Here is a 25,390-nt window from a genome sequence, read left to right as displayed (position 1 = left end):
GCCCGCACAGCAGGTCGCTGATCTGCCCCGTGGCGGCGGCGCTCGTGGCGTCGATCCTGTTGACCACCGCGCACTGCACCACGCCGTAGGACATGTGATCGGCGAACGCCGTGATGTGCCCGTCGTCCGGATTGGCCATGGCCGCGACGCGTGCGGAAGCCTTGGCCAGCTCCGGCTGTCCCAGCAGGGCCGCGGACAACGACAGCAACGCCGCCGGTTCCGCGCGATGCCGGTCAGGCAGGCGCCGAGTGAGATCCAGCCACAGCCGATGAGCCGCGAACCGCTGTGCGGTGAAGGAGTTCCGCAGACTGCTCTCCCAGATCAAGCGCTCCTTGAGCGCCCAGCCGAGAAGCACGATCTGCCGGTCGTTGTCCGGAAGAACTCCATCCTCCGCTGCCCGGATGGCCTGTCGGACGCGGCGAACCCGGCAGAACAGCTTGCCGACACCACCGTCCGGCAGACCACCGTTGTTGCGTTCCAGCAACCACATCCGCCAACGGCGTTGCCGCACGGCTTCGCCCTCATCCGGCTTGATGCTGTCCAGCAGGTCCTGAAGATCATCATGGATGATCTTTCCCGTCGTGACGGCCTGGGCCGCCGCTTGGCAGGACCGTGGGTCAGCCAGTCTGCCGGTTCGCATCCCGGCCCCGGAGTAGCGGATCCACTTGGCTCCACGCGTGATGTCGGGCGCCCACACCGAATCGACGACACCGATTCCCCTGCTCTGCAACAGGTTTCCCAGATCGTCGACCAACTTCGCGTGCGGTGGCCGATCCGTTCGTGACTGGCTTCCGCCGCCAACGATCAGTATTACCGCGCGGTCCCAGTTGAGGTTGGCGAGGAAGTCGCCGAGCCGGTCGAGCGAAGCGATGCCGCTGACCAGGTCGGCGATGCTCTCCCTGATCGCCCACCGGAACCGTAGTGGCTCGATCGAGTAGTACGGCAGCACGACCACTGAGTCCGTGGGAAACACTCCAAGCAGGTGGGGGACACTGATGATGAGCTCGCTCAGTCCTTTGCCGTCGATGACGTCCTCACGGTCACGCATGGTCCTGGTCCCCCGTCACTTCATGGCTGGTTTCGTCATGTCGTTGTCGCATCTGGTTCTGGCGCACCAGGTCCCACCGGCCGGATGGCTCCGGGTTCGTGGCCGGCGGGGCGCCAGATGTGTCACCACCTTCCGAGCGCGAGCCGCGGCCTTCCTGGTTGAGACCTGGGCCTGTCCGGAGATTCGGCAGGCCGGTCGGACAGGTAACGCGTTGCCAGCAAAGTGGTTCGGGGGCAAGCACGGCGCGCTGGCCGCGTTACCTCACCCGTTGCGGCAGGACGGTGCGCGGGCGTGCACCGAATCGGCCTGTTCGCGGAGAAAGGGGATTTCGCCGCCATGACGGCATCGACACCATCGGACAGTCCTGATCGGACTGACTATCAATCACTGGACAACTACCTCTCCGCCCTCTGGAACGACTGGCAGAGCACCAGTTCCCCACTTCCGCTGGGGATCGAGATCATCCGGAGGGACAACCAGACGCACATCGCGATCACGCCGCTGATCCCCGACAAGCCGGTCGGCGGCAAAACCTACGTACACGAGTCGTCCACCGAACTCCTGGAGGAACTGAACCTGGTTCGTGGAGCGCGGTGGATCTCCGCCGACCTCCTCGCCGTCGCCACGACGCTCGCCGAATCGGGTGTCCGGCTCCAATCAGGCCTGTGCCTCCAGCTGGCGGAACGGACGCTCGCGGTCCCGGCGTCCGGTGCGACGCTGGCCGAGCGGTACTCCGTGGTGTGCGAGCGTGTCGCGGGATCGGAACAGAGGGAACGCTTGTCCACGCTGCTGCACTTGGATTCGGCCTGCGCACTGCTGGCCGCGGAGATGAACGCCGGCGGCGTTCCGTGGTGTTCGACCACCTACCGGACCGTCATGGCCGACGTCCTGTCGAGCCCGATGGAGAACGATCCCTATCCGCGTCTGGCCGCGCTGGACCGGGAGATCGCCAACGAGTTCGGCGGGGCCAGGTTCAACTGGCGGAAGGAGCTGGCGGATGCCTTCGACGGCGAAGGCATCCTCATCCCCAGCTCCCGTCTGGCCGACCTGATGGATGTCGAGCACCCGGTTGTCCCGCTGGTGCAGGAGTGGCGGAAGTTGGACGCACTGGCCTCTCGGCACGGCTACGACTGGGCGGAGCACTGGGTGCGCGATGGGCGGTGGTGGCCGTTGTTCCGGCCGGTCGGCACGCCGTCCGGCCGGTGGGCCGGGGAGGGCGGTGCGCTGCAGCTTCCGCTTCGCCTCCGGCCCTGTGTGCGGGTGGGGCCGGGGCGGATGTTGCTGTGCGCGAATCTGGCTCAGCTCGAGCCGCGGATGTGGGCCCACCTGTCCCAGGATGCGAACCTGGTGGAGGCCACTGCCCGGGGTGATCTCTACTCCTCGGCCGCCGACCAGCTCGGCGTCGAGCGGGAGGTGGCGAAACGTGCGGTGCTCGCCGGGATCTACGGCGACTACTCCCCCGCCAGCAGGCACACCACCAGGTTGCTGATCTCACGGTTCCCGCAGGCAATGCAGTATCTGCACAGGGCGGTGGCGCTGGGCAGCAACGGGATGGTCGTCAGCACCGGATTGGGCCGGGCCTGCCCGGCTGCGGACGAACTCGTTGTCGCCGCCCAAGCGATCCCGTGGTCCGAGCGCACACCGTTGCAGCGCAAGGCGGTGAACCGGCGCAGTCGCCAGCTGCGCAACTTCCCCGTCCAGGGCGGGGCTGCCGAGCTGGCCTGCGCGATCGCCGTCGGGATCCGGACGGCTCTTCGAGACCGGGACGCGCGACTGGTGATGTTCTGCCACGACGAGTTCCTCATCGACGCCGCGCTCGGCCAGATCGACGAGATCGAGCAGTCGCTGCCGGACATCGTCCGCACCGCCGTGAAGCGGGTGCTCGGCTCTAGCCCCGTGTCGTGGCCGCTGGTCATCGGCCGGGGTCGAAGCTGGGCTGAAGCGGGTAAGCAGTCGGCCGTCGGCTGATGCCCGTCGGGGTGGGGCCGGTCGTCATACCGGCTCCACCTCACCTCCCACGAAACCGGTCTCCAACACCAGGCTCAACCGCGCCCCGTGGCCGGCCAGCTCGGCACCCGCCAGCTCGGTCGCCCTGGCCAGTTCGGCGTGGTGCTCCGGCCAGGACTGCAACAGCAGAACCGATGCGCCGGCGGCCATCGCCGCGTCCAGCACCACCGCCCAGCGCGGCCGTGGCCGTAGCGGATGGACGGCGACCGTGGCGACCCCGCGCCCACCGCGGACGACCATCGCGTCGAACACTCCTGCCCGCTCCAGCCAGCGCTCAGCGGCCGGTGCGAGGTTCGCGTGCACATCGCCCACCAGTTCGGCGAAGGCACCGAACTCCGCGAGCAGCCGCTCGAACGTCGTTGGTGACGCGGAGGGTGCGTGCCTGGTCCGTCCCGCGGTGGTCGGCGCCAGAAGCCGGCCCCCAGCCCGCGCGGTGTGGACGGCGAGGCAGCCGTGCCGTCGGAGGTGCCTGAGGGCGATCGTCCATTGCAGACGGTCCACCGGACAGTGCTCGCGGAGCGCGGCTTCCGCGGCGATGCCCGGGAAGCGGAGCACCGTGTCGAACACCTGGCGCTCGCACAGAGAGAACTGGCCGGGCACGGCCGCAAGATCGGGTTCGGGGAGCGAGTCGACCAGCTCGGCCAGGTGCTCGATCAGCTCGGTGGCGGTCATGGTCGTTGCCGGACCAGTGCGCGGAGCCTGGCGCGCAGGTCCTGGTCCAGGGCGGTGAGGGTGCGGTGGTGGATCCCGCAGGCGGCAACCCGTCGCTGGGAGAACCCGTGCACCTGGCAGAGCAGGTAGGCAACCAGTGCGCGTTGCAGCCGGGGGTGCTCGGCCCCAGTGGCGAACCCGGCATCGAGCAACGCGCGGGTGATCTGCGTGCGCACCGAGCGTTCCTCGATCCGCGCGAGCGAGTCGTCCACGGCGGGGATGAGCTCGGTGTCCCGGTCGAGGCGGTGCTGCGCGCCGGGCAGCAGCGATCGGATCCGCCGGACCTGGAGGTGCTCCCCGGGCGCCAAGGCGGTGTCGCCGAGTTCGCGCTGGCGCTGGAGCATCTGCAGCGCGGCCCGCCCCACGTTGACCCGCCAGTGGTCGGCGGCGAGCTGGCGCACGCGCTGGACCAGGTGGGCTTGCCACGGTCCGCGCGCCGGGTCGTAGGTGACCGCGGCCTCCAGGATCCAGGTGGTCAGCTGCTGGTCGAGATCGTCGGCGTCGCCGAGCAGTTCCTGCAGCGCCCGCCGTTGTGACCGGACCGCGTGCCGGGCCAGCACCTTGCCGGCCTCCACCAGCTGCACCACGTCGGCCGCAGGCAACGCCGCCAGCGAACGGCACCCGGCCTCGTCGAGCGGAGCTGCTTCCCACCACGGCCGCGAGTCAGCACCCATGGATGACACCGCCCCGGACCGCGTGGCTGGTGTCGTCGTAGACGACCCGCAACGCCTGGGTGACACCGAGGGTCAGCAGGCTGGCGTGCAGGATGAACCCGCGCTCGGGCGGACCGGGTGCGAACACCGGTCCGAGATCCCACAGCGCCTCAACCAAGCCGTGCGCCGCGCGCAAACCAGCCATCGACACCGGTTCGCCCTGGAGGGCGTCGCCGATGGTGCCGCACGGCAGGGACGCCGTGGCCAGCAGATCCGAGCCCAGGTGCAGCGTAAGCGTCACCTCGGCCAGCTCGGTCCGGCCCAGCGCGGCCTGGATGCGGGCACAGGCCCGCCGGGCCCGCCACAGCGAGATCGCGAACTGCAGGTGCACGACGAACGGGTCCTGGGCATTCAAGGCAAGGCGGAATCGCGTCATGGGCAGGCGCTCCAGTCCGGGAGACGATGCAATGCCCGGAGGGAGGTAACGCGCGCGACGGCTGGTGGTTGCCGCCTGACGGCTGGGTCGCGGTCAAGAGCCACCCCGGCCGGTGTCCCGACAAGGCCAGGCTCAGCACACCGCGGGCACCCTCTGGCCCACGACCGAGGCCGTACCGGTCGTCACGCCTCCGCTTCGATGCGCTCGAAGATGTACGCATCGACCATGCGCTGCCACTCCGGCAGCTCACCCCAGTCAGCGACATAGGACGGCTTCGGGTCCGGGATGTGCTTGTGGATCTGGGCGATCCAGCACAGGGCGACGAACCGGCTCTTCTGCTCGTTGGTCAGCTTGGCGGTGTTGCCGTCGCTGAGCCGGATGAACTGCTCGACCTGTTCGCGCACCGCGGCCGCCGCATCACGTTCCCAGTCCGGGGTGTCCTCCCATGGGGTGATGTAGCCGGGCTTGGGCTCGCCGGGAAAGTACTTGAGCACCCCGGCGATCCAAGCCTCGCGGAAGAGACGGCCTCGCTCCTGCTGCACCTGCTGCTCCTGTCCTAGTTCGTGGTGTGCTGCCGGATCAAGGCCGCGATCTCGGCATCCAGCTGCCGAACCTGGACGTTGGCCAGCAATGGCTTCAGGTGCGGGCGCAGGCCATCGAGCCGCTTGGCGATCACGCCGGAGCCGGTTCGGTTGGCGGCGGCCAGCGCGGCCCCGGCGTAGGTGGCGACCCGGTGCGGGTCGCTGCGGGTCGCGCCGAGGCGGGCCAGGTCGGTGAGCACGCCGGCCCGCCGCCGGACCGACAGCGGCCCCTCCAGCGCCTGGGTCAGCGCCTCCTCCGCGCGGTCGGTGCGTCCGAGGGCGGCGTAGCAGCTGCCGCGCTGCTCGGGGATGCGCCCGCCGTCGAAGCGCAGCCAGCCGCCGTTGTGCCCGGTGCCCTCGACGTCGGCGGCCGCCTCCAGCGCCCGGTCGCATTCGCTCGCCTTGCCGAGCCCGGCGAAGGTTTCAGCCTGGACCGCGGCCACCCAGTGCCTGGTCGACAGCGCCGGGTCATCGCGGCGGGCGAACCCGGCGGCCAGCTCCAGCAGCGGCACCGCGGCGTGGAACTTGCGCTCGTAGACGGCGAGGAAGGCGTGGCGGGTCAGCGCGCAGGCCCACAGATCGAACGCGCCGGCCTCCTGCGCGGCCTGAGCGGCCAGGGTGTAGCAGTGGGCGGCGTCGGTGTAGCGGTCGCCGTCGAAGCAGGCCTCCCCGGCCAGCTGCAGCAGCTCGCCCAGCAGCGCCTGCAACCGCGTCCGGACCCGTTCCGACTGCTCCGCGCGCAGGCACGCGGTCAGCGTGCCGATCTGGGCCTGTACCAGCGGCAGCAACTGCGCCTTGGCCGAGGTGAGCATGAAGGTCTGCCACAGGTGGCCGTTGAGCGCCGCGAACTCCGCCAGCTCCGCACGGTCCAGCGAACCTGTTGCGGCGGCGGCGATCCGGCCGGTGTCCAGGATGGCCCGGGTAGGCGGAAGGGCCAGGGTGGCGCTGGTCAGGCTGACCAGACGGAGCAGGTCGCGTCGGTGCACGTCATCCCTCTCGGAGGCTTCCGGCAGCGCGGGGTGGATGCTCGCGGTGGCGTGATCATCGTAGTGGCGGCGGGCTGGTTGGCCCATGCTCTCGTGGCGGCGGTGCTTCGAGCCTGCCGGATCTGCCGGTCCACCATCTACGGCTCGGCCGGCCAGGAGCAGATCGAGCTCGAACGGGGACACGCCCAGCGCTTCGGCCAGCCGGAGCCGGTGCAGCGGCTGCGGGGCGCAGGTACCGGCCTCCCAGCGCGCCACCGTCGTGCGCTCCACTCCGACGACGGCGGCCAGGTCTTCCTGGGTCAGGCCGAGCCCGGCCCGACGGGCGATCAGCGCAGCCCGCCTTCCCACCGTCCCCACCTCCGTTTTACCTGTTCAACGCATGTTTGCTACACGATGCGACAGGTCTGCCACAGCAGCTGCCATGGCCAACGCCCATCACAGAGGGTTGCCTTCTGATCACGGTGCGACGCAGGTTCCACAGTAACCGAGACCCCGCCGATGACCAGAGCTTCACACCTTCGACCAGACAAGACGGACAAGCCCACCACGACGAAGGGACACCTTGACGATGCCGATCACCCTCGCCGCCGTCCGTGACGCCCGCGACTACCTCCCCGCCGCGCAGTGGGACCGCCTGGTCACCTTGATCAGGCGCGACCACCACCTCGACCAAGCCCTGTCCGAGCGGATCTTGGGCCAGACCATCGCCTTCCTCATTACCTGTTCCCGCAATCCCGGCTTGTCCCTCCGCCCGTCTCCGATGGTCGACCTGGGTTGGCACACCTTCCTCCACGACACCCCCGCCTACTGGGAGTTCTCCCAGTTGCACAACGGCGGATACATCCACCACATCCCCGATCTGACCGAGAATGACCTGGAGAGCCCGCTGGTGCTGCGCGCCACCGTCCAGGCGATGCGCGACTCCGGGTTCATCGTCGATGAGGAGCTGTGGGCGGGGCAGACCGCGGACTGCAACCAGTGCTACGCCGGGTGCAGCAACAGCCCGCGCAAGGCCGCGTAGCCACCGATAGGCTCGCCGCGCCCCGGCTGCCCGGGGCGCGGCGAGCACCATGGGGAGGCCCAGCATGACGATGACGGCGGTCCAGGCCTGGGAACGCTTCGCCGCGCGATCCACCCCACGCCGAGAGGTCAACGCCGCCGGAGCACGGACCTGGCTGAACTGGACCCAGTACCCCGACCACGGCCCCGGCGAGACCGTGCTCGGCGACCTGGCGGGCAAGGACGTTCTGGAGCTCGGCTCGGGCAGCGGGGACAACCTCGCCCACCTGGCCTCCCTCGGCGCCCGCTGCACCGGCATCGACCTGGCCCCCACCAGAACCGCCGCCGCACAAGCCACCTGGTCCGGGTGCGGCGAGATCACCTTCCTCACCGCAGAGGCCGCCAGCTACCTCGACAGCGCAACCGAGCGGTTCGACATCGTGTTCTCCATCTTCGGCGCCGTGTGGTTCACCGATCCCGCCGTTCTGCTGCCCCGCGTCCACGCCGCGCTCAAACCGGGTGGACTCCTCGCCTTCTCCCACCTGCCCGCCGTCGCACCCATGGCCGCTGGCCAGCCGGTCCAGAAGTGGGAACTCACTCCAGAGGCATGGCAGGAGGCGCTGCACAGTGCGGGGTTCGGCGACGTGCGCACCGAGCTTTTTCCGGCACCAGTGTCCGAGCAGGTGGGCACCCTGCTCGTCCGCGCTCGCGGAACCGACCCCGGTGACCGTCAACTGATGGTGGGGCCGTAGGTCTTCGCCGCGTGACGCAACTTCGTCAGCGCACCACGGAGCCGTGGCTTGAGCGCCTTGCCGATCACGATGCCGGGCAGGTGCTCCTGCACCACGATCCTGACCTTGGCCTTGTCATCCTCGGCCACGGCCGCACGCAAGCAGTCCAACACCTGGAGCGTTTTCCGGTGCCCGGCCAGGGCTTCCCGAGCATTCGACGTCAGCTCCACGGCCCGGACGATCGCCTGGTGAAGTTCAGTCCGCATCCCCTTCTGCCACGCCGACACCTCCCCCACACCGTCCCCGGTCCCGGCCCGGCACCTGTTCAGGCTGTCCGCCGGTTGCCGGAGTCTGAGTGCGGTGGCCGGGACGTCGCCAGGAGCGGTCTGTTGAGCCAAGTCAACACGGGAGGTCACCGGCGGCGTGGCTTCCCGCGCGTCCGCGCATCTGGCGCGGATGGTGAGTCCTAGATCGGCCGGGTTAAGCACGGTCACGCCGAATCGTTGTAGCACAACGCTTCTGGACACCGGAGATGCCAGGAGGGCGACCTGTTCGTGGACATAGGCCAGTGCCAGGGTGTAGGCCTCGCCCGGCGTGACTCTCAGGTCATCGACATCGATTTGGGCTTGGACCGCCAGTTGGGGCCGGTTCGCCGGGGTCGGGGACACCCCGAGCAGTGCGAGTTCCTCCAGCAGGTTCTCCATCGGCAGCGGCGGATCGGCCTGGTTCGCCGACGCGACCCCGCACAGGCTGTCCAAGGCGAGGCCGAGTTCGAGCAGTGAGCCGTCCGAAACCAGGATGAACTGGGCACGGGCCAGGACCGCGGCCAGGCTGGCCGCGTCACGGTCATCCAGCACGTCGGGGTCGAGCAAGTAGGCCAGCACCGTCGCGTCGATGACCATCGTGGACAACTCCGCCGCCTGACCACCGGGCTGGACAGGCCCGACGGGCTCAACAGCTCCGCCGTGCGCGGCACACGCCGCCGCCAGGCCCGCCAGTCGAGGGCGGAGCCGGGCGATGACGTGCTCGGCGGTCTCGATGACGACCCGGCCATCGGCATCAAGCCGCCCGATCAGGCGACTGGGCAGGCCCCCGGGCAGCTGCTTGCACCACTCGGCCGGCAACTGCATCCGGCCCCGGCCGTCCACGCTCACCCGTTGCCTGGTTCGCCCCTGGTGTCGCCCCGGCACTGACCGAGCGTTACTGACCATGTGCAAATTGTGGCTTAATGCTGCCGCCGGGCTTTACCCGGATCCCCTACAGCCAGTTTGCGGGCAGTTTGGATTTGCCGGGCAGATCGCGTTGCCGGGCATGTGGACCGACCGGCAGCGTCCGGCGGTAGCGAGCTGCCATGAATGCTGCGTCGACACCTGTTCCCGCTCCCGCGATCCGCGCGACATCCTCGACTGACCGGCAACCCGACTCATCGCGCGAACAGGTCACCAGCCTCGGCGCCCGGTGCAGGACCCTGGTCAGCGGTGAAAACCAGGTCTTCGACAGGGCAGCGGTCCTGGAGCTCCGCCCAGGCGACCGGCGTGCACACCGTCGGATGAGCCCGTCCGGTCACAGGCTCGCGGGCAGCAGGACCTCCTCGGGACGCCGATCGGGCCGTAGCCCATCCGGGCGGTGTGCCGCGACCGCCGTTCACCCGGGGCGAACTGTCAGCAGACGACCTCAGCGACCAGTTCGGTCCGCACCCAGTGCGCGCGGCGCGCCAGGTCGCGTGGCAACTCGTCGGTTGAGGAATCGGCAGGGCACCTTTGCCCGCTGGTCACACCGATAATATCCGGCGTCGCCGCGCAAAATGATCACCCAGCTGAATCACCTGAAAAGCCCTATTAAGGGCGGCATCAGCCAGCAGATTGTCTATCTCACCCAGACGGCGGTGCAGTCGACCGGACAACCTTCCTACAATCAAATAGTCAAGATTATCTACGACGGGCCGAGTTCGACTTCGGTTTTCACCAAACTCTGGACCAGACCGCATCATGCCGATCTAGGCAAAGGAGAGGTTGGTGTCCGACCAGTCTCGCCGAACCCGAGCGGTCATGCCACCGTTCGGCACTACGGTACGCATACCTCAGGTCGAGCTGATCCTCCCGGTTTTGCGTCATCCTGACAATGATCAGACCGAGCGCCGCACGCGAATCGCGGACCGGCCTTACGTCGCTGAACACTATGCCAGCGATGAGGCCGCCACAGCATTCGCCGCGCACCGGATTCCCGTTCTTGCCAGCCTGTGCTGGCCACACGCCGAGGGTGATCGTCTTTTTCACCTCCAGCGCATGCTGGAATACATTGCCATGCTTGACGACGAGTTTGCCCGACCAGAAGTGCTTGAAGATGACGATCGCTGTGCGGCGCTGCGCGACCATCACCTGGCTGCGCTCAGAGGTGTAGCACCACCCTCCGAACTCACCCTGGTGAGCCTGTTCTTCACCGTGCTCAGCTCCATGTTGACGGACGTTCGCCCCGCAGTCGGGGCGCGATTGACCGAATCAATCCGGCTCCAGGTCGAAAACCTCGCCGCCCGGCCTGCTCGCCACGTGGACTCGCTCAGCCTTGAGGACTACCTGATAGTGCGGCGAGTCGATTTCTTCATCGACTGGATGGCGGTCATGACCGAGTACGCCCTCGGCATCGACATGGGCGCCGAACTGCGGGAGCACGCGCGACTGGTGGAATTCCGGGACACGGCCTTCGACATCACGATCTTGTTCGGCGATCTCTACTCCCTGCGCAAGGAAGTGGCCGAGCAGGATCCGTTCAACGCGACCTGGCTCATCATGCGTGACGAGCACCTGGGCCTACAGGAGGCGGTCGACGCGCTCGCACGGATGTGCGTGGTTCGGCAACGCCATCTCGTCGAGTTGCGCGAGCACATTCTCGGCGGACCTCTTGGCGACAGTGCCACCGCGCGGCGTTACGTGCAGGAGATCGTGCACCTGCACACCGGAATTTGTGAGTTTCACCGAGTGAGCAAGCGTTATCAGGGTCTGGACTTCGCTGACTCCCGGTTCGACTCTGGAGACGTGGCGATCGGGCCGTACCGCACGCCGACCTCCATCGCCGCCCACGAGCACCAAGGTGGCGGGGACCGGCATGAGTGATCCGCGCACTGCCGTTCTTGACCTCATCGAGGACAGTCTCGACGACCCGCTCAGTGACGTACGCGGTGGGTTCTACGACACCGGGCAGGTTCTCCGGGCCTGCGCCGGCACCCCCGGCCGCATTGCCGAGACGGTCGCCAACGCGGCCCTCGGCCACCTGTTGTCCCGGCAGAACGAAGATCACAGTTGGGGCAGTCCGGTGTGGCCGGTCGAGTACCGGTTGGTGCCGACGCTGGGAGCGGTCACCGGGCTCGCCGGTGTGGTCGCCAGCCGAGGCGCCGGAACCGCCGATGACGTGCACGTCGCGCTGCGGCACGGACTCGGGTTCCTGGCCGCGCACGCGGATCACGTGTCCGTCGCCACGATGCCCGACACCGTCGCCGTGGAGCTGATCGTGCCTGCGATGCTGGCGGACCTCGACCGCGGTGCCGTCGGCGATGTCCGGTTCCGCACGGTTCTGACCGAGCTCCTGCGGTCACATCGCGATCAACTCGAGCGGTTGCACGCGTTGCGCTCGGCGGTGCGCGCCGGCCAACCGGTGTCCGGCTACCTCCTGCACTGCGCCGAGGTTCTGCCCGCCGCGGTGAACGAGCCGCCCCCGGGCACCGGCGGATCGGTGGGATGCTCTCCCGCGGCCACCGCCGTGGCGTTCGCTCGATCGGGCGGCCGGCAGATCGCGGCCGGTGAGTTCCTGGTGCAGGTCGCCCAGCGCTGGGGCGGTGCGCATCCCACGATGCTGCCCATCGCACCCTTCGAGCAGCTGTGGGTCGCGGCCGCGGCCGTCCGCCTCGACATCCCCGTGCCCAACGGGCTTCGACAGCGGCTGAGCACGCACGTGGCGGACCTGATCGGCGCGGACGGCGTGCCACTTGCCCCCGGTTTGCCCGCCGACGGTGATCTTACCGCCACCGCGGTGTACGTGCTCTGCCGTCTTGGTCAGGCCCGCGATCCCGCGTGCCTGCTCGCCTTCGAGTCCGGCAACGGCTTCGTCACTCATCAGCGGGAGCGCACCGCTTCGGTCACCACCAACGCGCACATGCTGGAGGCCTTCGGCGAGTGGGCCCGGCAGCGACTCGCCGGAGCACCGGCCTACCAACGCCAGCAGGCGATTCTGTCGCGCTACCTGGTGGACTGCCAGCACGCCGACGGCAGCTGGACCGACAAGTGGCACGCCAGCCCGATCTACGCCCTCTCCTGTGCCCTGCCTGCCCTGTGCCGATACGCGCCGGCAACCGCTGGCCCCGCGATCGGCCGCGCGGTCGCCTGGCTGCTCGGGACCCAGCGCCGGGATGGTTCGTGGGGCCGGTGGACCGCCACCCTGGAGGAAACCGCACTGGCGGTTCACTCACTGCACATCGGCGGGCCCATGGCCGGCGCCGAGGCCGGCCACCACGCCGAGCACGCGACCAAGCGCGGCTTGGCCTTCCTCGCCACGCATGCCGAGGCACCCGCCGAACACCCGGTGCGCACGCCGCTGTGGCATGGAAAGGAACTGTTCCAGCCCGAACGCATCAGCCGGGCCATCACTCTGTCCGCGCTCACCCTGAGAGTGGGAGGCGACCTTGCACAGCGACCCGGCGCCGGGGGCTGACGACCCAGGCCGGTACACCCCGCCCTGGGTGCGCTTCCCGCCATTCCCCACGTACGAGGAGTTGCGCAGGACGGGCCGGGCGCACCGCGTCATGCTGGCGCGCGGGCCGGTGTGGCTGATCCCCCGATACGCCGATGTGCACGCCCTGCTCCGGGACCGTCGGCTGTCCAAGGACTGGCGCACCGCTCCCGGACACGCGTTCTCGGCCGAGCACGCCGCCCCCGACGTCCGCGACCTGATCGAGGCGACGATGGCGAACACCGATCCACCCGAACACACCCGGCTGCGATCGTTGGTCTCCTCGGCATTCACCCTGAGCCGGGCCGAGGCACTGCGCCCGCGCATCGAGCAGGTCGCGGACACGCTGCTGACCGGCATCGCCAGCCAGGAGCGGACGGACCTGATCTCCAGTTTCGCCGCGCCCCTGACCATGACCATGCTCGCCGACCTCCTCGGCATACCTCCGGCCGACCAGGACGACATCCAACGGTGGACCGAGCAGATCAACACCCCGGACGGCGACCAGCGGCACCTGATCCCACCGGCGGTCCGGAACATGCGGCACTACCTGACCGGCCTGCTCGCCGAGCGGCGACGAGCAGGCGGCGAGGACCTCCTGTCGGCGCTGATCGCCGAACACGAGGACGGCCAGGGCCTTTCCGATACTGAGCTGCTGCGCATGGCCATGTTGCTGCTCCTGGCCGGTTATGACACGACCGCCGGCTTCATCGGCAACGCCATGCTGGCGTTGCTGACCCATCCCGACCAGATGGAGACCCTGCGCTCCCGGCCCGAGCTCGTACCGCAAGCCGTGGAAGAACTGCTGCGCTACGACAGCTCCGTCGGCGTGACAACGCTGCGGTACACCACGGCGGAGCTGGCCATCGGCACGACCACGATCCCGCCGGGCGAGGTCGTCATGCTCCTACTGGCCTCGGCCAACCGGGATGACGAGCAGTTCGGCAACGCCGACCAGCTCGACGTCCACCGCACCGCGAACTCACATGTCGCCTTCGGCCACGGCAGCCACTACTGCCTGGGCGCACCGCTGGCCCGGGCCGAGATCCAGGTCGCCATCACCGCCACGCTGCGGCACCTGCCCCACCTGGCACTGGCCGTCGAACCGGATGCGTTGACCTGGCGGATGAGCAGGATCGTCCGGTCGCTCCGGGAGCTCCCCGTGATTCCGTGCCACAACCCCTCGACCAAGCCTCCGCTCGCGGGGCGATGACCGGGCACGGGCCGGCCACGCCGACGCAGCACCACCGCCCCAACACTTCTGCGGTGTTCAGCTCGCGGTCACCACGGGCCCGGCGCCCTCGACGGGCTCCAGCTCCTCGGCCATCCGCATGGCCTCCTCGATCAGGGTTTCCACGATCCGGTGCTCGGGCACGGTTTTGATCACCTTGCCCTTGACGAAGATCTGGCCCTTCCCATTGCCGGAAGCCACGCCCAGGTCAGCCTCGCGAGCCTCGCCGGGGCCGTTGACCACACAGCCCATCACCGCCACCCGCAGCGGCACCTCCATGCCCTCCAACCCGGCGGTGACTTGCTCGGCGAGGGTGTAGACGTCGACCTGCGCGCGGCCGCAACTGGGGCAGGAGACGATCTCCAGCTTGCGCTGGCGCAGGTTCAGCGACTGCAGGATCTGGGTGGCCACCTTGATCTCCTCCACCGGCGGCGCCGACAGGGAGACCCGGATGCTGTCGCCGATGCCCCTGGACAGCAGCGCGCCGAAGGCCACCGCGGACTTGATGGTGCCCTGGAACGCCGGACCGGCCTCGGTGACACCCAGGTGCAGCGGGTAGTCACACCGCTCGGCCAGCAGCTCGTAGGCGCGCACCATGACCACGGGATCGTTGTGCTTCACCGAGATCTTGATGTCGTGGAAGTCGTGCTCGGCGAACAGCGACGCTTCCCAGAGCGCGGATTCCACCAGCGCCTCCGGGGTGGCCTTGCCGTACTTCTTCAGCAGCCGTGGGTCGAGTGAGCCCGCGTTGACCCCGATGCGGATCGGGGTGCGGGTTTCTTTTGCGGCCTGCGAGATTTCCCCGATCCGGTCGTCGAACTTCTTGATGTTGCCCGGGTTCACCCGGACCGCGGCGCAGCCGGCTTCGATGGCGGCGAAGACGTACTTGGGCTGGAAGTGGATGTCCGCGATGACCGGGATGCCGGATTTCCTCGCGATGGCGGGCAAAGCGTCCGCGTCGTCCTGCGAGGGACAGGCGATCCGGACGATGTCGCAGCCCGCCGCGGTCAGCTCGGCGATCTGTTGCAGGGTGGCGTCGACGTCGGAGGTCAGCGTGGTGGTCATGGTCTGGATGGACACCGGATGATCGCTGCCCACGCCGACCTTGCCGACCTGGAGCTGCCGGGTCTTCCGGCGTTGCGCCAGCACCGGCGGCGGCAGGTCCGGCATGCCGAGGGAAACCTGGCTCACCGCAACACACCTCCCGGGCGGGACGGGTGCGCAACGGGGCTGTTGCCGAGGTTGGCCCGCGCGGCCCCGGCAATGGACTCCGCGTCCAGCCCGCAGGCGGCCAGGATGTCCCCGCGGGCGCCGTGGTCCAGGAAGGCCGGCGGCACGCCGAGGTTGGCCACGGGGGTGCGAACCCCGGCCGCGGCGCAGGCCTGGGCGAGGGCGGTGCCCAGGCCGCCGATGCGGACCCCGTCCTCGACGGTGAGCACGGTGCGGTGCCGGGCGGCCAGGTGCACCAGGGCCGGGTTGATCGGCAGCAGCCAGCGCGGGTCCACCACAGTGACGCCGAGGCCGTCCTGTTTGAGCAGCGCGGCGGCCTGGAGCGCGGGTTCGGCGAGCACTCCGGCGGAGACGATCAACACGTCCAGCGGGGTGTGCTCGCCGCGGTAGAGCACGTCCATGCCGTCCATCCGGTTGCGTGCCTTGATGGCTGGGCCTGCCGCGGCCTTGGGGAAGCGCAGCGCGGTCGGACCGGTGTCGTCCACCGCCTCGGCGAGCAACGCCGCCAGCTCCACCGGATCCCGGGGTGAGGCCACCCGCATGCCCGGCGCCTGGCCGAGCAGCGCGAGATCCCACACGCCGTGGTGCGACGGGCCATCCGGGCCGGTGATGCCCGCGCGGTCGAGCACGAAGGTGACCGGGAGCCGGTGCAGGGCCACGTCCATGAGGACCTGGTCGATGGCGCGGTTGAGGAAGGTGGCGTAGAGGCAGACGACGGGGCGCAGTCCGCCCATGGCGAGTCCGGCGGCCGAGGTGACCGCGAATTGTTCGGCGATGCCGACGTCGAAGATCCGGTCCGGGTAGCGCTGCGCGAACCGGTGCAGGCCAACGGGTCGCAGCATCGAGGCGGTCAGCGCGACCAGCTCCGGGCGGGTCTCGGCGAGTTCGGTGATGTGCTTGCCGAACAGGCTGGTCCAGCTCGGCGCGCCACCGGCCTTGCCGGTCCCGGTGACCGGGTTCAGCACGCCGACGCCGTGCATCCGGTCGGCCTCGTCGTTCTCCGCGTGGCGGTAACCGCGGCCCTTCTCGGTCACGCAGTGCACCACCACCGGCTGGTTCAGCTCGCGGGCGTGCCGCAGGGCCGTCTCGGTGGCCTGGACGTCGTGGCCGTCGATCGGGCCCAGGTAGTGGAAACCCACGGTGTGGAACAGGTTCCGGTCGCTGGCCGTGCCGGAGCGGAGTGCGCTCAGGTGTTCGGCCAGGCCGCCGATGGTGGGGGCGTAGGAGCGGCCGTTGTCGTTGAGCACCACGATCACCGGCCGCCCCGAGCCGCCCAGGTTGTTCAGCGCCTCCCAGGCCAGGCCGCCGGTCAGGGCGCCGTCGCCGATCACCGCGACCACCCGCCGGTCGGTCTCGCCACGCAGCTGCTGGGCCTTGGCCAGACCGTCCGCCCAGGCCAGCGAGGTGGAGGCGTGCGAGTTCTCCACGTGGTCGTGCTCGGACTCCGACCGCTGCGGATACCCGGCCAGTCCGCCGGCCGCCCGCAGGGTGTCGAAGTCCTGCTGCCTGCCGGTGAGGATCTTGTGCACGTATGCCTGGTGCCCGGTGTCGAAGATGATCCGGTCCCGCGGCGAGTCGAACACCCGGTGCAGCGCGATGGTCAGCTCCACCACGCCCAGGTTCGGGCCGAGGTGCCCACCCGCCTGGCAGACCTTGTCCACCAGGAAACGCCGGATCTGCCCGGCCAGCGCGGGTATCTCCTTGGCTGGCAGGGCTTTCAGGTGGTGTGGGTCGACGATGTGCGTCAGCGGTGTGGTAGTCATGGACGCCCCTGTTCGTTAGCGGTCAAGGATTCGACGCGAGTGGGACCGAGACCGCCGATCGCCGCGATCACCCCGGTGAGCAGGCGCCGCCGGGTGTCCCGGTGCAGCAGCAACCCGACCGTGCCCGCCTCGGCCAGCCAGTCCGCGCGCACCTGTCCGGCGGCCCGCACCAGGTGCGCGGGCACGTCCCGGTACGGGGCGAGCGCGGCCGGGTCCAGCACCAGCAGCAGATCCACCGGCCTGGGCCGGTCCAGCAGCAGGATCCGGCGCGGGCGCAGCGCGGCCGACCACTCGCGCACCACCGCGGCGGTGGCGGCCAGGGTGGCCGGATGGTCCGCGTCCGCGGCGGCGCCCAGCCCGGCCGGCCGGCCCCGGTCATCCACCCAGGAAGCGGTGAAACCGAGACAGCGGTGGTCGCCGCATTCGTCGTCGTAGGTCAGCAGGCCCTGGCCCGCGGTCAGGCCGAGCCGGCGCAGGCTGCCGGCCAGCAGTGGCGCGGCCGGACAGGGTGCCAGGCCGCCGCCGGTGCGCAGGCCCGCCGCGATCACCGGCCCCCGCTCGAGGGCCTGCGAGACCACCGACACCGGGCGGAAGGCGCTGCTGTGCCGCAACGAGCTCATGACTGCACGCCCCGGCGCACGGCGGCGGGCAGTCCGAAGTGGACGGTCTCCCTGGTGACCTCCCGCTCGGTGCACGAGATCGCACCGAGCCCGCCGATCGCGGTCACCACCTCCTCGACCAGTGCGGACGGCGCGGAGGCGCCCGCGGTCAGGCCGAGCACCCGCACCCCGGCCAGCCACTCCGCCCGGATGTCGCCGACCCGGTCGATGAGCTGGGCCGGGGTGCCGTTGCGGCGGGAGAGTTCGACCAGGCGGATCGAGTTGGATGAGTTGGCCGAGCCGACCACCAGGACCAGGTCGGACTCCTCGATGACCGCCTTGAGCGAGTTCTGCCGGTTGGTGCTGGCGTAGCAGATGTCCTCACTGGGTGGCTCGTGCAGCAACGGGAACTTCGCCCGCAGCGCCTCGATGACCTCGGCGGTCTCATCGACGGCCAGGGTGGTCTGGGTCAGGTAGGACACCCGGGCCGGATCGGCGAGGTCCAGCCGGCTCACGTCCTCCGGGGTCTCGACCAGGGTGGTGGCCTCGGGGGCCTCACCCATGGTGCCTTCGACCTCTTCGTGTCCGGCGTGGCCGATGAGCACGATGGTGTCGCCGCGGGCGGCGTAGCGGCGGGCCTCGGCGTGCACCTTGGTGACCAGCGGGCAGGTGCCGTCGATGACCTCCAGGTCGCGCTCGTTGGCCTCGGCGCGGACGGCGGGTGAGACCCCGTGCGCGGAGAAGACCACCGTCGCGCCGTCGGGGACCTCGTCGAGCTCGTCCACGAAGATCGCGCCGCGTCCGGCCAGGTCCTCGACCACGTAGGTGTTGTGCACGATCTGCTTGCGCACGTACACCGGGTTGGTCCGGGTTTCCAGGGTGCGCTCGACGATCTCGATCGCCCTTTCCACACCCGCGCAGAAGGACCGTGGGCTGGCCAGCAGGATCGAACGCGGCCCGGCCACCGCGGACCAGTCCGCGAGGACCTGCTCGGCGGCGGCCAGCGTGAGCGGATCGTCGGGCGGGGCGGCGACGCCGAGTCCGGCCGCGCCCAGCGCACCCCGGTCGATCGTGCTGTGCCGGGTGTGTTCGTTCAGGTGCAGTGGGCCGGTGCGGACGGGCACGCCACGGCGGCGCAGATCACCGGCCAGCAGCAGGGCGGCGGGGGCTGGGATGTCGCCCGTTGTGGTGCGCAGGGTGGTAGCGACCAGCGCGCCGTCCGTCCCGTGGGGTGGGAAGTTCATGGGTTCGGCTCCTGTCCGTCCCGTGGTGATCGGTGGTTGATCAGCTGAGTGAAGTCGCCCGCACCCGGCCGTGGCCCGTCTCCGGCCGCTGACCTGCCACCACCGGGAAATGGCGGGGATGGTGAGGGCGTCCTACGCCTGGGCGCCGCACTGGTCGGTGAAGCCCGGGGGTCGAACGCCTCGGGCCCGTCGGCGGTGCCGTCGAGGTAGCGGTAGCGCTGGCTTTCCTGGTTGAAGCGCATGCCTGCGCTGGCGTACTGGCCCAGTGCGGTGAGGTAGCTCGCCACGACCGTGAGTCGTTGTCCCGCAGCACTTTCTCGCGCAGGCCGAGGAAGCGGTTGAAGACGCGCTCGTACATCACCACGGTCTCCGCCGCTGCTTCGTCCAGGCCGCAGTCCCGGTGCTGACTGACCGCATCGACGAGGTCGTGCCGGTCCTGGGAGCGGTAGGCCTCCTTGCCGTGGAAGAACGCCTTGTGACCGGCATTCACGATCATGGCGCCCAGCCCGGTGAGCGCCCGCAGGCGGAGGTCGGTGAAATGCGCTGAGCGCAGGTCGAGTCCTCCGACCAGGGCGGGGCAGTTGCTGAACGGGAGTATGCCGCCGATGTACAGGCGGATCCGGAAGGCTCTGGACAGCGTGGGGAGTGCGGTAGGGCGGGCACAGCTGCCGGAATCCCAGCAGGAGCTCCGCGAGCGACTGGGCATGGTTGCTGTCCTGTTCGGTGACGACTTCCGAGGTCTCCGCGGCGCGCACCAGTCCGCAGCGGAACTCCGACACCCAGGCCGGGTCGTGCCGTTTGGGGCCCTCGTCCAGGACATCGTCCACCGCGAAGATCCAGATCGACATGTTCGCGGCCAGTTGGAGTGTCTCCAGTCGGCCGACCGGCGCCAGGTAGCCCACCAGCGCCCCGGTTCGTTGGGGGATCGGCCAGTACATCGGCGGAACCTGAATTTGCCGAAGGCCACGGGGCTGCTCCTTGGGAACATCAGGGCGGTGCGTGGGCTGATGTGCTGGCCGGGGCGTCTGGTCAGGCAGCGGTGGTGCCGGTCAGATACGCCACCACCATTGGATCGAGTCAATCGGCAGCGGTGTCAAGTCGTTGTCGCGGGGGACATCGGTGAATCCGCTGAACCGGGTGGGCGCATTGGGACCGTGACAGGCGTAGCGGCCACTGCTGAACGCCCAGTCGAGATGGCCTCGCAGATAGCCTTCGAGTGCGGTGGCATAGGGTTGGTAGAGGTCGGCATTCTGTTGTAGCAGCTGGTCGCGGTGGTGAAGATAGAGAGTGAGCAGGCGGTCGCGCATGACACTTGCCACTTCGATCGCCTGCTGAAGATCAAGCTTCCGTTCTTTGCCAATGACGTCGACAATGTTCAGTTCGTTCCGGTTGGCGGGCCGCGTGGTTTCGTCCTTGACCGAATAGATGTCGTTGTCCCAGCCGCTGATCAGAGCTGCTGTTTCCACGAGGGCTCGCAGCCGGCGGTTGCTCAGTACCGCCAGGTCGGTCGCTTGTCCGTTGATGAGCAGGCAGACCCAGGGGAACATAGTCGCGCCCCCGCTCCACAGGCGCATGGCGACAACCTCGCTCAGGTTTGGTGTCACATTGCAGACCTTGTAGGCGGATTTGTGCATTTCCATGTTGATGTAGTCGCCGAGATGGCGGGCCAGCTGATCTCCTGCCATCGGGCTGATCAGGGTGGAGAACCGGATCCGGATGTCGTGCAGGGCGGCCGCATAACGCTCATCGCTGTTCGGTGGTTGTTCGATGCTTTCGGCAGCGCGCAGGATATTGAGGTTCGTGCGTGCGATGCGCTCCAGGCGCAGCCCTCCGGGAGGTTCGTCACAGATCTCGTCGTCGTAGCAGAACGCCCACATCAGCAGGTCGGCGTTGAGCTGGACGAGCTCTGCGGGAAGGTCGGCGCATTGATATGCCGCGCACAGGCCGGCATGACTGTTGGTGATGCGGTCTCGTTGCACCTCATCCCCGTATAGCCGATATTTGTCCATGTACACGAGGCTGAGCTGGTTGATTTCCTCAGCGTCGGGATGGAGTTGTGACTCAAAGGGGAAGTAATAGGGAGGCAGAATGATGGGCGTAGTCATTTTTGCTCCATCTGCAGATCCTGCGGTTTGGACGTGAGCACTAGTTCCACCCCGCGAAGGTGCAAAACCATCCTGGCCTGCGGCCTTGGTCGACTTCCGGGCTTTTCCTGGAATGTCCAACGTCTCACGATCATGGCGATGGCCATGCACGACTCGGCCATACCCATCGCTTCGCCGATGCATCGGCGTGCGCCGAGACCGAAAGGCATGAATGCCTTCTTCTGGGCGGCAGTAGGTGCGTTGTCCCATCGTTCCGGAGCGAAGCGGTCTGGTTCCGGGAATACGTGCGGGTCTCGGTGCAGGACATACGGGGAGAAGAAGACCCCGGTGCCGCGGGGCAAGTCGTGGCCTCCTAACTGGGTGTCGGCCACGGCGATCCGGGTAAATATCCACCCGGGCGGGTACATGCGCAGCGCCTCGGTCAGCACCTGCCGCAAATACGGCAACTTTCTCAGGTCGTCGTAGCCGGGGTCCGCTCCAGGGAATACTCTGCCCAGTTCGGCCTCGAGCTTGTCATACACCGCCGAATGGCGGCTGAGCAGATGTAGTGCCGAGGCCATCACCGAAGCAGACGTTTCCGTTCCGCCGAGGAAGAAGTTCATCACCTGGTGGAAAAGATCCTGGTCGGACCGCTGCGCCGGTCTGCCCGGAGGGACCAGCAGGGACATCAGGTCCGCATAGTCGACGGGGTCGGCCTCCCGGCGGCGGGCCATCAGACTGATCGCCTCGTGAATCGCCCGGCGGGCCCGCTCATAGCGGATGACGCCGGGCAGCGGGAGTCGTCCGGCACCCGGGATGATCATGCGGATGGCCAGGTTGCCGAGCACGAGCGGAATGTTGCGCTGGAATACCTCGACGGCCTGGCGGTCGCCCGGCGCGATGAAGAGTGTGCGCGCCAGTGCGGTGACCATGACCTGATTCATTTCCTGGTCGGGATCAATGATCTGTCCGGGCCGCCACGCGCCTAGCCGCTCCCTTGCACATGCCTGGAACTGCTCGCCGTAATCGGCTAATCGAGCGGGCTGAAAGGCCGGTCGGAGCAGGTTGCGCAACGGCCGGTGCTCGGCAGCCCTGACCGCACCCAGCCCAGTTCCCAGGATCGGGTCGAAGGAATCGAAGTACGGGCCGCCCTTGTCGAACTGCACACCGTTACCGGCTACCTGGACATGTGCGGCGAGTTCTGGGTCGTTCACTACATATGCCTCGGTCCGGCCGAGCCGGATCCGCACCATCGGCCCCAGCTCTCGGACGGATTCGAAGAATCCGAGCAAATCCCGCACCATACTCAGTGTGTGTCCGATGACGGGCAGCGCCCCGGGCGCGAGGGGTGCTGATGCGGTGGTGGTGGTCATGGGTGGGGACCTCCGCTGGTCAGCTCCGGCGTGCGGTGATGAGGACGTATCCCAGGCAGGGCAGGGCGGCCATGGCGTCCAGCGCGTCGGCGCCGGTGCTGAGCTGCGCGGCCACCTGGCCCGCCGCGGTGGTGGCGACCTCCCGCAGGAGTGCGGTGAAGTGCCCGTATCCCGCCCGCACCTGGTCGCCGATGTCGGTGTAGTCCAGGACTTCCCATCCGGTGGCCGCGAGATTGGCCCGGAACTCGTTGTGGGTGGGGAAAGTGCGGGCGTGGAAGAGCTCGGCCACCTGGTTGACAATCGCCCAGTCCTGCTCGCCCAGCGGTTCGCGCATGGCGACGTCGGCGATGACCAGCCGGCCACCGGGTTTGACCACTCGCGCGGCCTGCTTGAGTGCCGCCTGGTGATCCGGCATGTGGGCCAGGGACTCGATGGCCCAGGCGTGGTCGAAGGTGTTGTCCGCGAAGGACAGGTCCATCGCGTCGGCCCGTTGGAAGGTCACCCGGTCGGCCAGTTCGCGTCCGGCCGCTGCCTTGGTGGCCACGGTCACCTGGTGATCGCTGAGGGTGATGCCGGTGACGTGCGCTTGCCGGGTGGTGGCGATCTGCAAAGCGGGCAGCCCGTTGCCGCAGCCGATGTCCAGCAGCCGGCTGTCCGGGTCCGCGAGCAGCCGATCGGCCACCATTGTGGTGAGCCGCTCAGAGGCGGTGGAGATGGGCGAGTGGTCCTGGTCGTCGCGCCAGTAGCCGAGGTGGATGCTGCCGCCCAGCGCCTGCGCGAACAGGTCGTTGAGCTGGTCGTACATCGCACTGACCTCGGCGGGAGCCGGACGAACGGTCATGGTCATCCCTGCTTTCGTTCTTCGCTGGTGCGCTGGGCGATCACGCTGTAGGCCGAGACCTTGTTCAGCAGCAGCGCGATGGACAGGTTCACCGCCAGGACCCGCAGTTCCTCCAAGGGGCCGGTGACGCCGTCCGGGAAATGGGTCTCCAGGTTCGAGCGGACCTCCAGCAGCCAGTGCGCGACGTCGGCGTTGGACGGCAGCACCCGCATGTCGGTGACGGCGAACCCGCTGTCCTCCAGCACCTTGCTGAAGTACTCCGGTGTCTTGCGGTACCCGACGGCGAGGCGGTCCACCTCATCGGGGATGGCCGACTGGTAGTCGTCGAGATCGCCCTTGTAGAGGGTGTCGGAGATGACCAGCAACCCGCCTTCCCGCACGCGGCAGGCCAGGGCCGCCATCGAGCTCTCGAACAGCGCGTGCGGGAAGTGGGTGATGACGCCGCGGATGACGACCAGGTCGTAGAGCTGCTCGGGCTCGGGCAGCAACGCGAGGTCCTGGGCGTTGCACTGGTACAGGTTCGTGCGGTCCGCGATGCCTTGGCCGGCAAGGTGTTCGGCGCAGTACTCCAGCTGGCTCCGGCTGATGTTCAGTCCGTCCAGGCGCCCGCATTCCGGGAACAGCCTTGCCAGGTAACCCAGGATGAAGCCCCAGCCACAGCCGAGATCCAGGATCCGCCGCAGCGGTGGGCGGTCCGGGCCGGTCAGCCCGGCCAGTTCGAGCTGCCGGTCAAAGAACCGGACACCCGACTCGTCCAGCGACACCGGGCGGGGTGAGTCGGGATGGTTGTAGATCCCCCACTCGAACAGGATGTTCTCGCCCAGCGCCTTGCGCCAGGCCTGCGGATCGTCGGCGTAGGTATAGACCACCTTCGCCTGGTAGGCGTTGTCGGTCTCGCCACGCAGGACGTGGATGGGCAGCTGGCCAGAAGTCGTCGTCATGTTCCGTCCTTGACTGTCGTCGTGGTCGATTCGCCCAGCCGCAGCGCCGCTTCGAGGAGAACCACCGGCGTCCCGGGGATCCCAGCACGGAGCTCACCGGTCCCGGCGCACGGCCAGCTCGGCCAGCGCCACCAGATCGGCCGCCGCGTGCCGGTCCGGCAGGCCGTCCAGCGCCGCCTCCCACCGCCGGGCGGCTTCCTGCTGCGCCCATTCCCGGCCGCCGGCCAGCTCGGCCAGCTCCGTGGCGCGAGCCACCATCGCCGGGGTCATCGGCTCCGGCGAGTGGTACAGCCGCGCCAGCTCCCGGCCGGCCGGGGTGCCGGAGGTCAGGGCCGCGACCACCGGCAGGGACTTCTTCCGCGCCGCCAGGTCGGCACCGGCAGGCTTCCTGGTCGTCATCGGGTCGCCCCAGATGCCGAGCACGTCGTCGATGAGCTGGAAGGCCAGACCCATCTCCCGTCCGAACCGGTCCAGCCCCGCCACCACGGTGTTGTCCGCGCCGGCGCAGAGCGCGCCCAGCGCGCAACAGCACCCCATCAACGCGCCGGTCTTGCCGATGGCCATCCGCACGCACTCGGCCATCCCGACCTCCGGGCGGCCTTCGAACGCGCAGTCCTCCTGCTCGCCCCGGCACAGCTCCACCACACAGCTCTCCAGCCGCGCGATCGCCGGACCCACCGCGGCGAGCCGCTCGTCGGTCAGCACCCGGATCGCCAGGGCGTGCAGTGTGTCGCCGACCAGGATCGCGTTCGGCACACCCCACACGCTCCACACCGTGGCCCGGCCCCGGCGGGTCACGTCGGCGTCCATCACGTCGTCGTGCAGCAGGGTGAAGTTGTGCGCCAGCTCCACCGCGGCCGCCGCGTGCACTCCCGCCGAGGGGGGAGCCCCGCACGCCGCGGCGGCGGCCAGCACCAGCGCCGGCCGCAACGCCTTCCCTGAATCCGCGCGGGTCGGGGTGCCCGCGGTGTCCCACCAGCCGAAGTGGTAGCCGGCCATCAGCCGCAACACCTCGGGCAGACCGTCCACCGCCGTCCGCAACACGGGTTCGATCAGGGTCCGGGACCGTGCCAGCAGCTGTCTGCCGTGCTCGGTCCGCTCGCCGCCGGCCGGTGTGGTGGCCGTGGTCGTCGTGGTGGTTGAGATCGCTGTGGTTCGCACTGCACCCGCCCGCCTTGTCCGGTTCCGGCATCCAGTTACAGGTGGTCACTGA

23 protein-coding genes are annotated in these 25,390 nt (G+C 68.9%); 7 read left to right on the top strand and 16 right to left on the bottom strand.

All coding sequences use genetic code 11. From position 1 onward, the window contains the following. Positions 1–1,048: DUF4192 domain-containing protein (locus tag M8C13_RS38640; protein ID WP_252485773.1), on the bottom strand; the 1,048-nt coding region annotated here is incomplete at its 3' end. A 291-nt stretch (positions 1,049–1,339) separates the two neighbouring features. On the opposite strand from M8C13_RS38640, the gene M8C13_RS45660 reads away from it, so the two are divergent. After that, complete coding sequence (locus M8C13_RS45660; protein WP_252485772.1) at positions 1,340–3,016, top strand: DNA polymerase; 1,677 nt, start codon at positions 1,340–1,342, stop codon at positions 3,014–3,016. A gap of 24 nt (positions 3,017–3,040) precedes the next feature. Here the strand turns inward: M8C13_RS45660 and M8C13_RS38630 are convergent, their stop codons facing one another. The 5 genes from M8C13_RS38630 to M8C13_RS38610 form a co-directional block, all read right to left on the bottom strand. Then, a complete protein-coding gene (locus tag M8C13_RS38630; protein ID WP_252485771.1) occupies positions 3,041–3,727 on the bottom strand; it encodes a hypothetical protein in 687 nt (228 codons plus the stop codon). Next, on the bottom strand, positions 3,724–4,440 hold the full coding sequence (locus M8C13_RS38625; RefSeq protein WP_252485770.1) for a hypothetical protein: 717 nt from the start codon (positions 4,438–4,440) through the stop codon (positions 3,724–3,726). The genes M8C13_RS38630 and M8C13_RS38625 overlap by 4 nt, the downstream gene beginning before the upstream one ends. Continuing rightward, positions 4,430–4,855, bottom strand: coding sequence for a hypothetical protein (locus M8C13_RS38620; protein WP_252485769.1), 426 nt, complete (start codon positions 4,853–4,855; stop codon positions 4,430–4,432). The genes M8C13_RS38625 and M8C13_RS38620 overlap by 11 nt, the downstream gene beginning before the upstream one ends. 182 nt (positions 4,856–5,037) lie before the next feature. After that, positions 5,038–5,397, bottom strand: coding sequence for a hypothetical protein (locus M8C13_RS38615; RefSeq protein WP_252485768.1), 360 nt, complete (start codon positions 5,395–5,397; stop codon positions 5,038–5,040). Between the two features lie 14 nt (positions 5,398–5,411). Then, complete coding sequence (locus M8C13_RS38610) at positions 5,412–6,770, bottom strand: helix-turn-helix domain-containing protein (protein ID WP_252485767.1); 1,359 nt, start codon at positions 6,768–6,770, stop codon at positions 5,412–5,414. A 220-nt stretch (positions 6,771–6,990) separates the two neighbouring features. On the opposite strand from M8C13_RS38610, the gene M8C13_RS38605 reads away from it, so the two are divergent. Both M8C13_RS38605 and M8C13_RS38600 read left to right on the top strand, forming a co-directional pair. Then, the gene (locus M8C13_RS38605) at positions 6,991–7,443 is read left to right on the top strand and encodes a hypothetical protein (protein WP_252485766.1); all 453 of its coding nucleotides are present in this window, start codon (positions 6,991–6,993) and stop codon (positions 7,441–7,443) included. A 64-nt stretch (positions 7,444–7,507) separates the two neighbouring features. Then, complete coding sequence (locus tag M8C13_RS38600) at positions 7,508–8,173, top strand: bifunctional 2-polyprenyl-6-hydroxyphenol methylase/3-demethylubiquinol 3-O-methyltransferase UbiG (protein ID WP_252485765.1); 666 nt, start codon at positions 7,508–7,510, stop codon at positions 8,171–8,173. On the opposite strand, the gene M8C13_RS38595 is transcribed toward M8C13_RS38600, so the two are convergent. After that, positions 8,152–9,306, bottom strand: coding sequence for a hypothetical protein (locus tag M8C13_RS38595; protein WP_252485764.1), 1,155 nt, complete (start codon positions 9,304–9,306; stop codon positions 8,152–8,154). The two genes, M8C13_RS38600 and M8C13_RS38595, sit on opposite strands and share 22 nt — an antisense overlap. Before the next feature lie 861 nt (positions 9,307–10,167). On the opposite strand from M8C13_RS38595, the gene M8C13_RS38590 reads away from it, so the two are divergent. The 3 genes from M8C13_RS38590 (at position 10,168) to M8C13_RS38580 (ending at position 14,084) form a co-directional block, all read left to right on the top strand. Continuing rightward, positions 10,168–11,262, top strand: a complete 1,095-nt coding sequence (locus tag M8C13_RS38590) for a hypothetical protein (RefSeq protein ID WP_252485763.1) — start codon at positions 10,168–10,170, stop codon at positions 11,260–11,262. Next, positions 11,255–12,853, top strand: coding sequence for a prenyltransferase/squalene oxidase repeat-containing protein (locus tag M8C13_RS38585; RefSeq protein ID WP_252485762.1), 1,599 nt, complete (start codon positions 11,255–11,257; stop codon positions 12,851–12,853). The genes M8C13_RS38590 and M8C13_RS38585 overlap by 8 nt, the downstream gene beginning before the upstream one ends. A 61-nt stretch (positions 12,854–12,914) precedes the next feature. After that, positions 12,915–14,084 carry a cytochrome P450 gene (locus M8C13_RS38580; protein ID WP_252485761.1) on the top strand — a complete coding sequence of 390 codons (1,170 nt, stop codon included), beginning with the start codon at positions 12,915–12,917 and terminating at the stop codon, positions 14,082–14,084. Positions 14,085–14,141: 57 nt separating this feature from the next. On the opposite strand, the gene ispG is transcribed toward M8C13_RS38580, so the two are convergent. Genes ispG through ispH form a run of 4 tightly spaced genes read right to left on the bottom strand, consistent with a single transcriptional unit; the run spans position 14,142 to position 18,938 of the window. After that, on the bottom strand, positions 14,142–15,272 hold the full coding sequence (gene ispG, locus M8C13_RS38575; RefSeq protein ID WP_252485776.1) for a flavodoxin-dependent (E)-4-hydroxy-3-methylbut-2-enyl-diphosphate synthase: 1,131 nt from the start codon (positions 15,270–15,272) through the stop codon (positions 14,142–14,144). Positions 15,273–15,289: 17 nt separating this feature from the next. Further along, the gene (locus M8C13_RS38570; RefSeq protein WP_252485760.1) at positions 15,290–17,095 is read right to left on the bottom strand and encodes a 1-deoxy-D-xylulose-5-phosphate synthase; all 1,806 of its coding nucleotides are present in this window, start codon (positions 17,093–17,095) and stop codon (positions 15,290–15,292) included. Continuing rightward, entirely contained in the window at positions 17,092–17,715 is a 624-nt protein-coding gene (locus M8C13_RS38565; protein WP_252485759.1) for a hypothetical protein, read from the bottom strand. Before M8C13_RS38565 ends, M8C13_RS38570 begins: the two co-directional genes overlap by 4 nt. Further along, positions 17,712–18,938, bottom strand: a complete 1,227-nt coding sequence (ispH, locus tag M8C13_RS38560) for a 4-hydroxy-3-methylbut-2-enyl diphosphate reductase (protein WP_252485758.1) — start codon at positions 18,936–18,938, stop codon at positions 17,712–17,714. Before ispH ends, M8C13_RS38565 begins: the two co-directional genes overlap by 4 nt. Before the next feature lie 400 nt (positions 18,939–19,338). On the opposite strand from ispH, the gene M8C13_RS38555 reads away from it, so the two are divergent. Beyond that, positions 19,339–19,485, top strand: a complete 147-nt coding sequence (locus M8C13_RS38555; protein WP_252485757.1) for a hypothetical protein — start codon at positions 19,339–19,341, stop codon at positions 19,483–19,485. A gap of 502 nt (positions 19,486–19,987) precedes the next feature. Here M8C13_RS38555 and M8C13_RS38550 read toward each other — a convergent pair. From M8C13_RS38550 to M8C13_RS38530, 5 genes are all read right to left on the bottom strand, one after another. Beyond that, on the bottom strand, positions 19,988–21,043 hold the full coding sequence (locus M8C13_RS38550; protein WP_252485756.1) for a hypothetical protein: 1,056 nt from the start codon (positions 21,041–21,043) through the stop codon (positions 19,988–19,990). Next, positions 21,040–22,395 (bottom strand): cytochrome P450, encoded by a 1,356-nt coding sequence (locus M8C13_RS38545; protein WP_252485755.1) that lies wholly within the window; start codon positions 22,393–22,395, stop codon positions 21,040–21,042. The genes M8C13_RS38550 and M8C13_RS38545 overlap by 4 nt, the downstream gene beginning before the upstream one ends. A 19-nt stretch (positions 22,396–22,414) precedes the next feature. Then, positions 22,415–23,236: a cyclopropane-fatty-acyl-phospholipid synthase family protein gene (locus M8C13_RS38540; RefSeq protein ID WP_252485754.1), complete on the bottom strand. Its 822-nt coding sequence runs from the start codon at positions 23,234–23,236 to the stop codon at positions 22,415–22,417. Between the two features lie 2 nt (positions 23,237–23,238). After that, a complete protein-coding gene (locus M8C13_RS38535; protein WP_252485753.1) occupies positions 23,239–24,177 on the bottom strand; it encodes a cyclopropane-fatty-acyl-phospholipid synthase family protein in 939 nt (312 codons plus the stop codon). 93 nt (positions 24,178–24,270) lie between these two features. Then, entirely contained in the window at positions 24,271–25,323 is a 1,053-nt protein-coding gene (locus tag M8C13_RS38530; RefSeq protein WP_374213305.1) for a family 2 encapsulin nanocompartment cargo protein polyprenyl transferase, read from the bottom strand. Positions 25,324–25,390: the final 67 nt, after the last annotated feature.

This window comes from Crossiella sp. SN42, from assembly GCF_023897065.1.
Taxonomy (GTDB): domain Bacteria; phylum Actinomycetota; class Actinomycetes; order Mycobacteriales; family Pseudonocardiaceae; genus Crossiella.
This window is presented reverse-complemented; position numbering and strand designations above follow the sequence as displayed.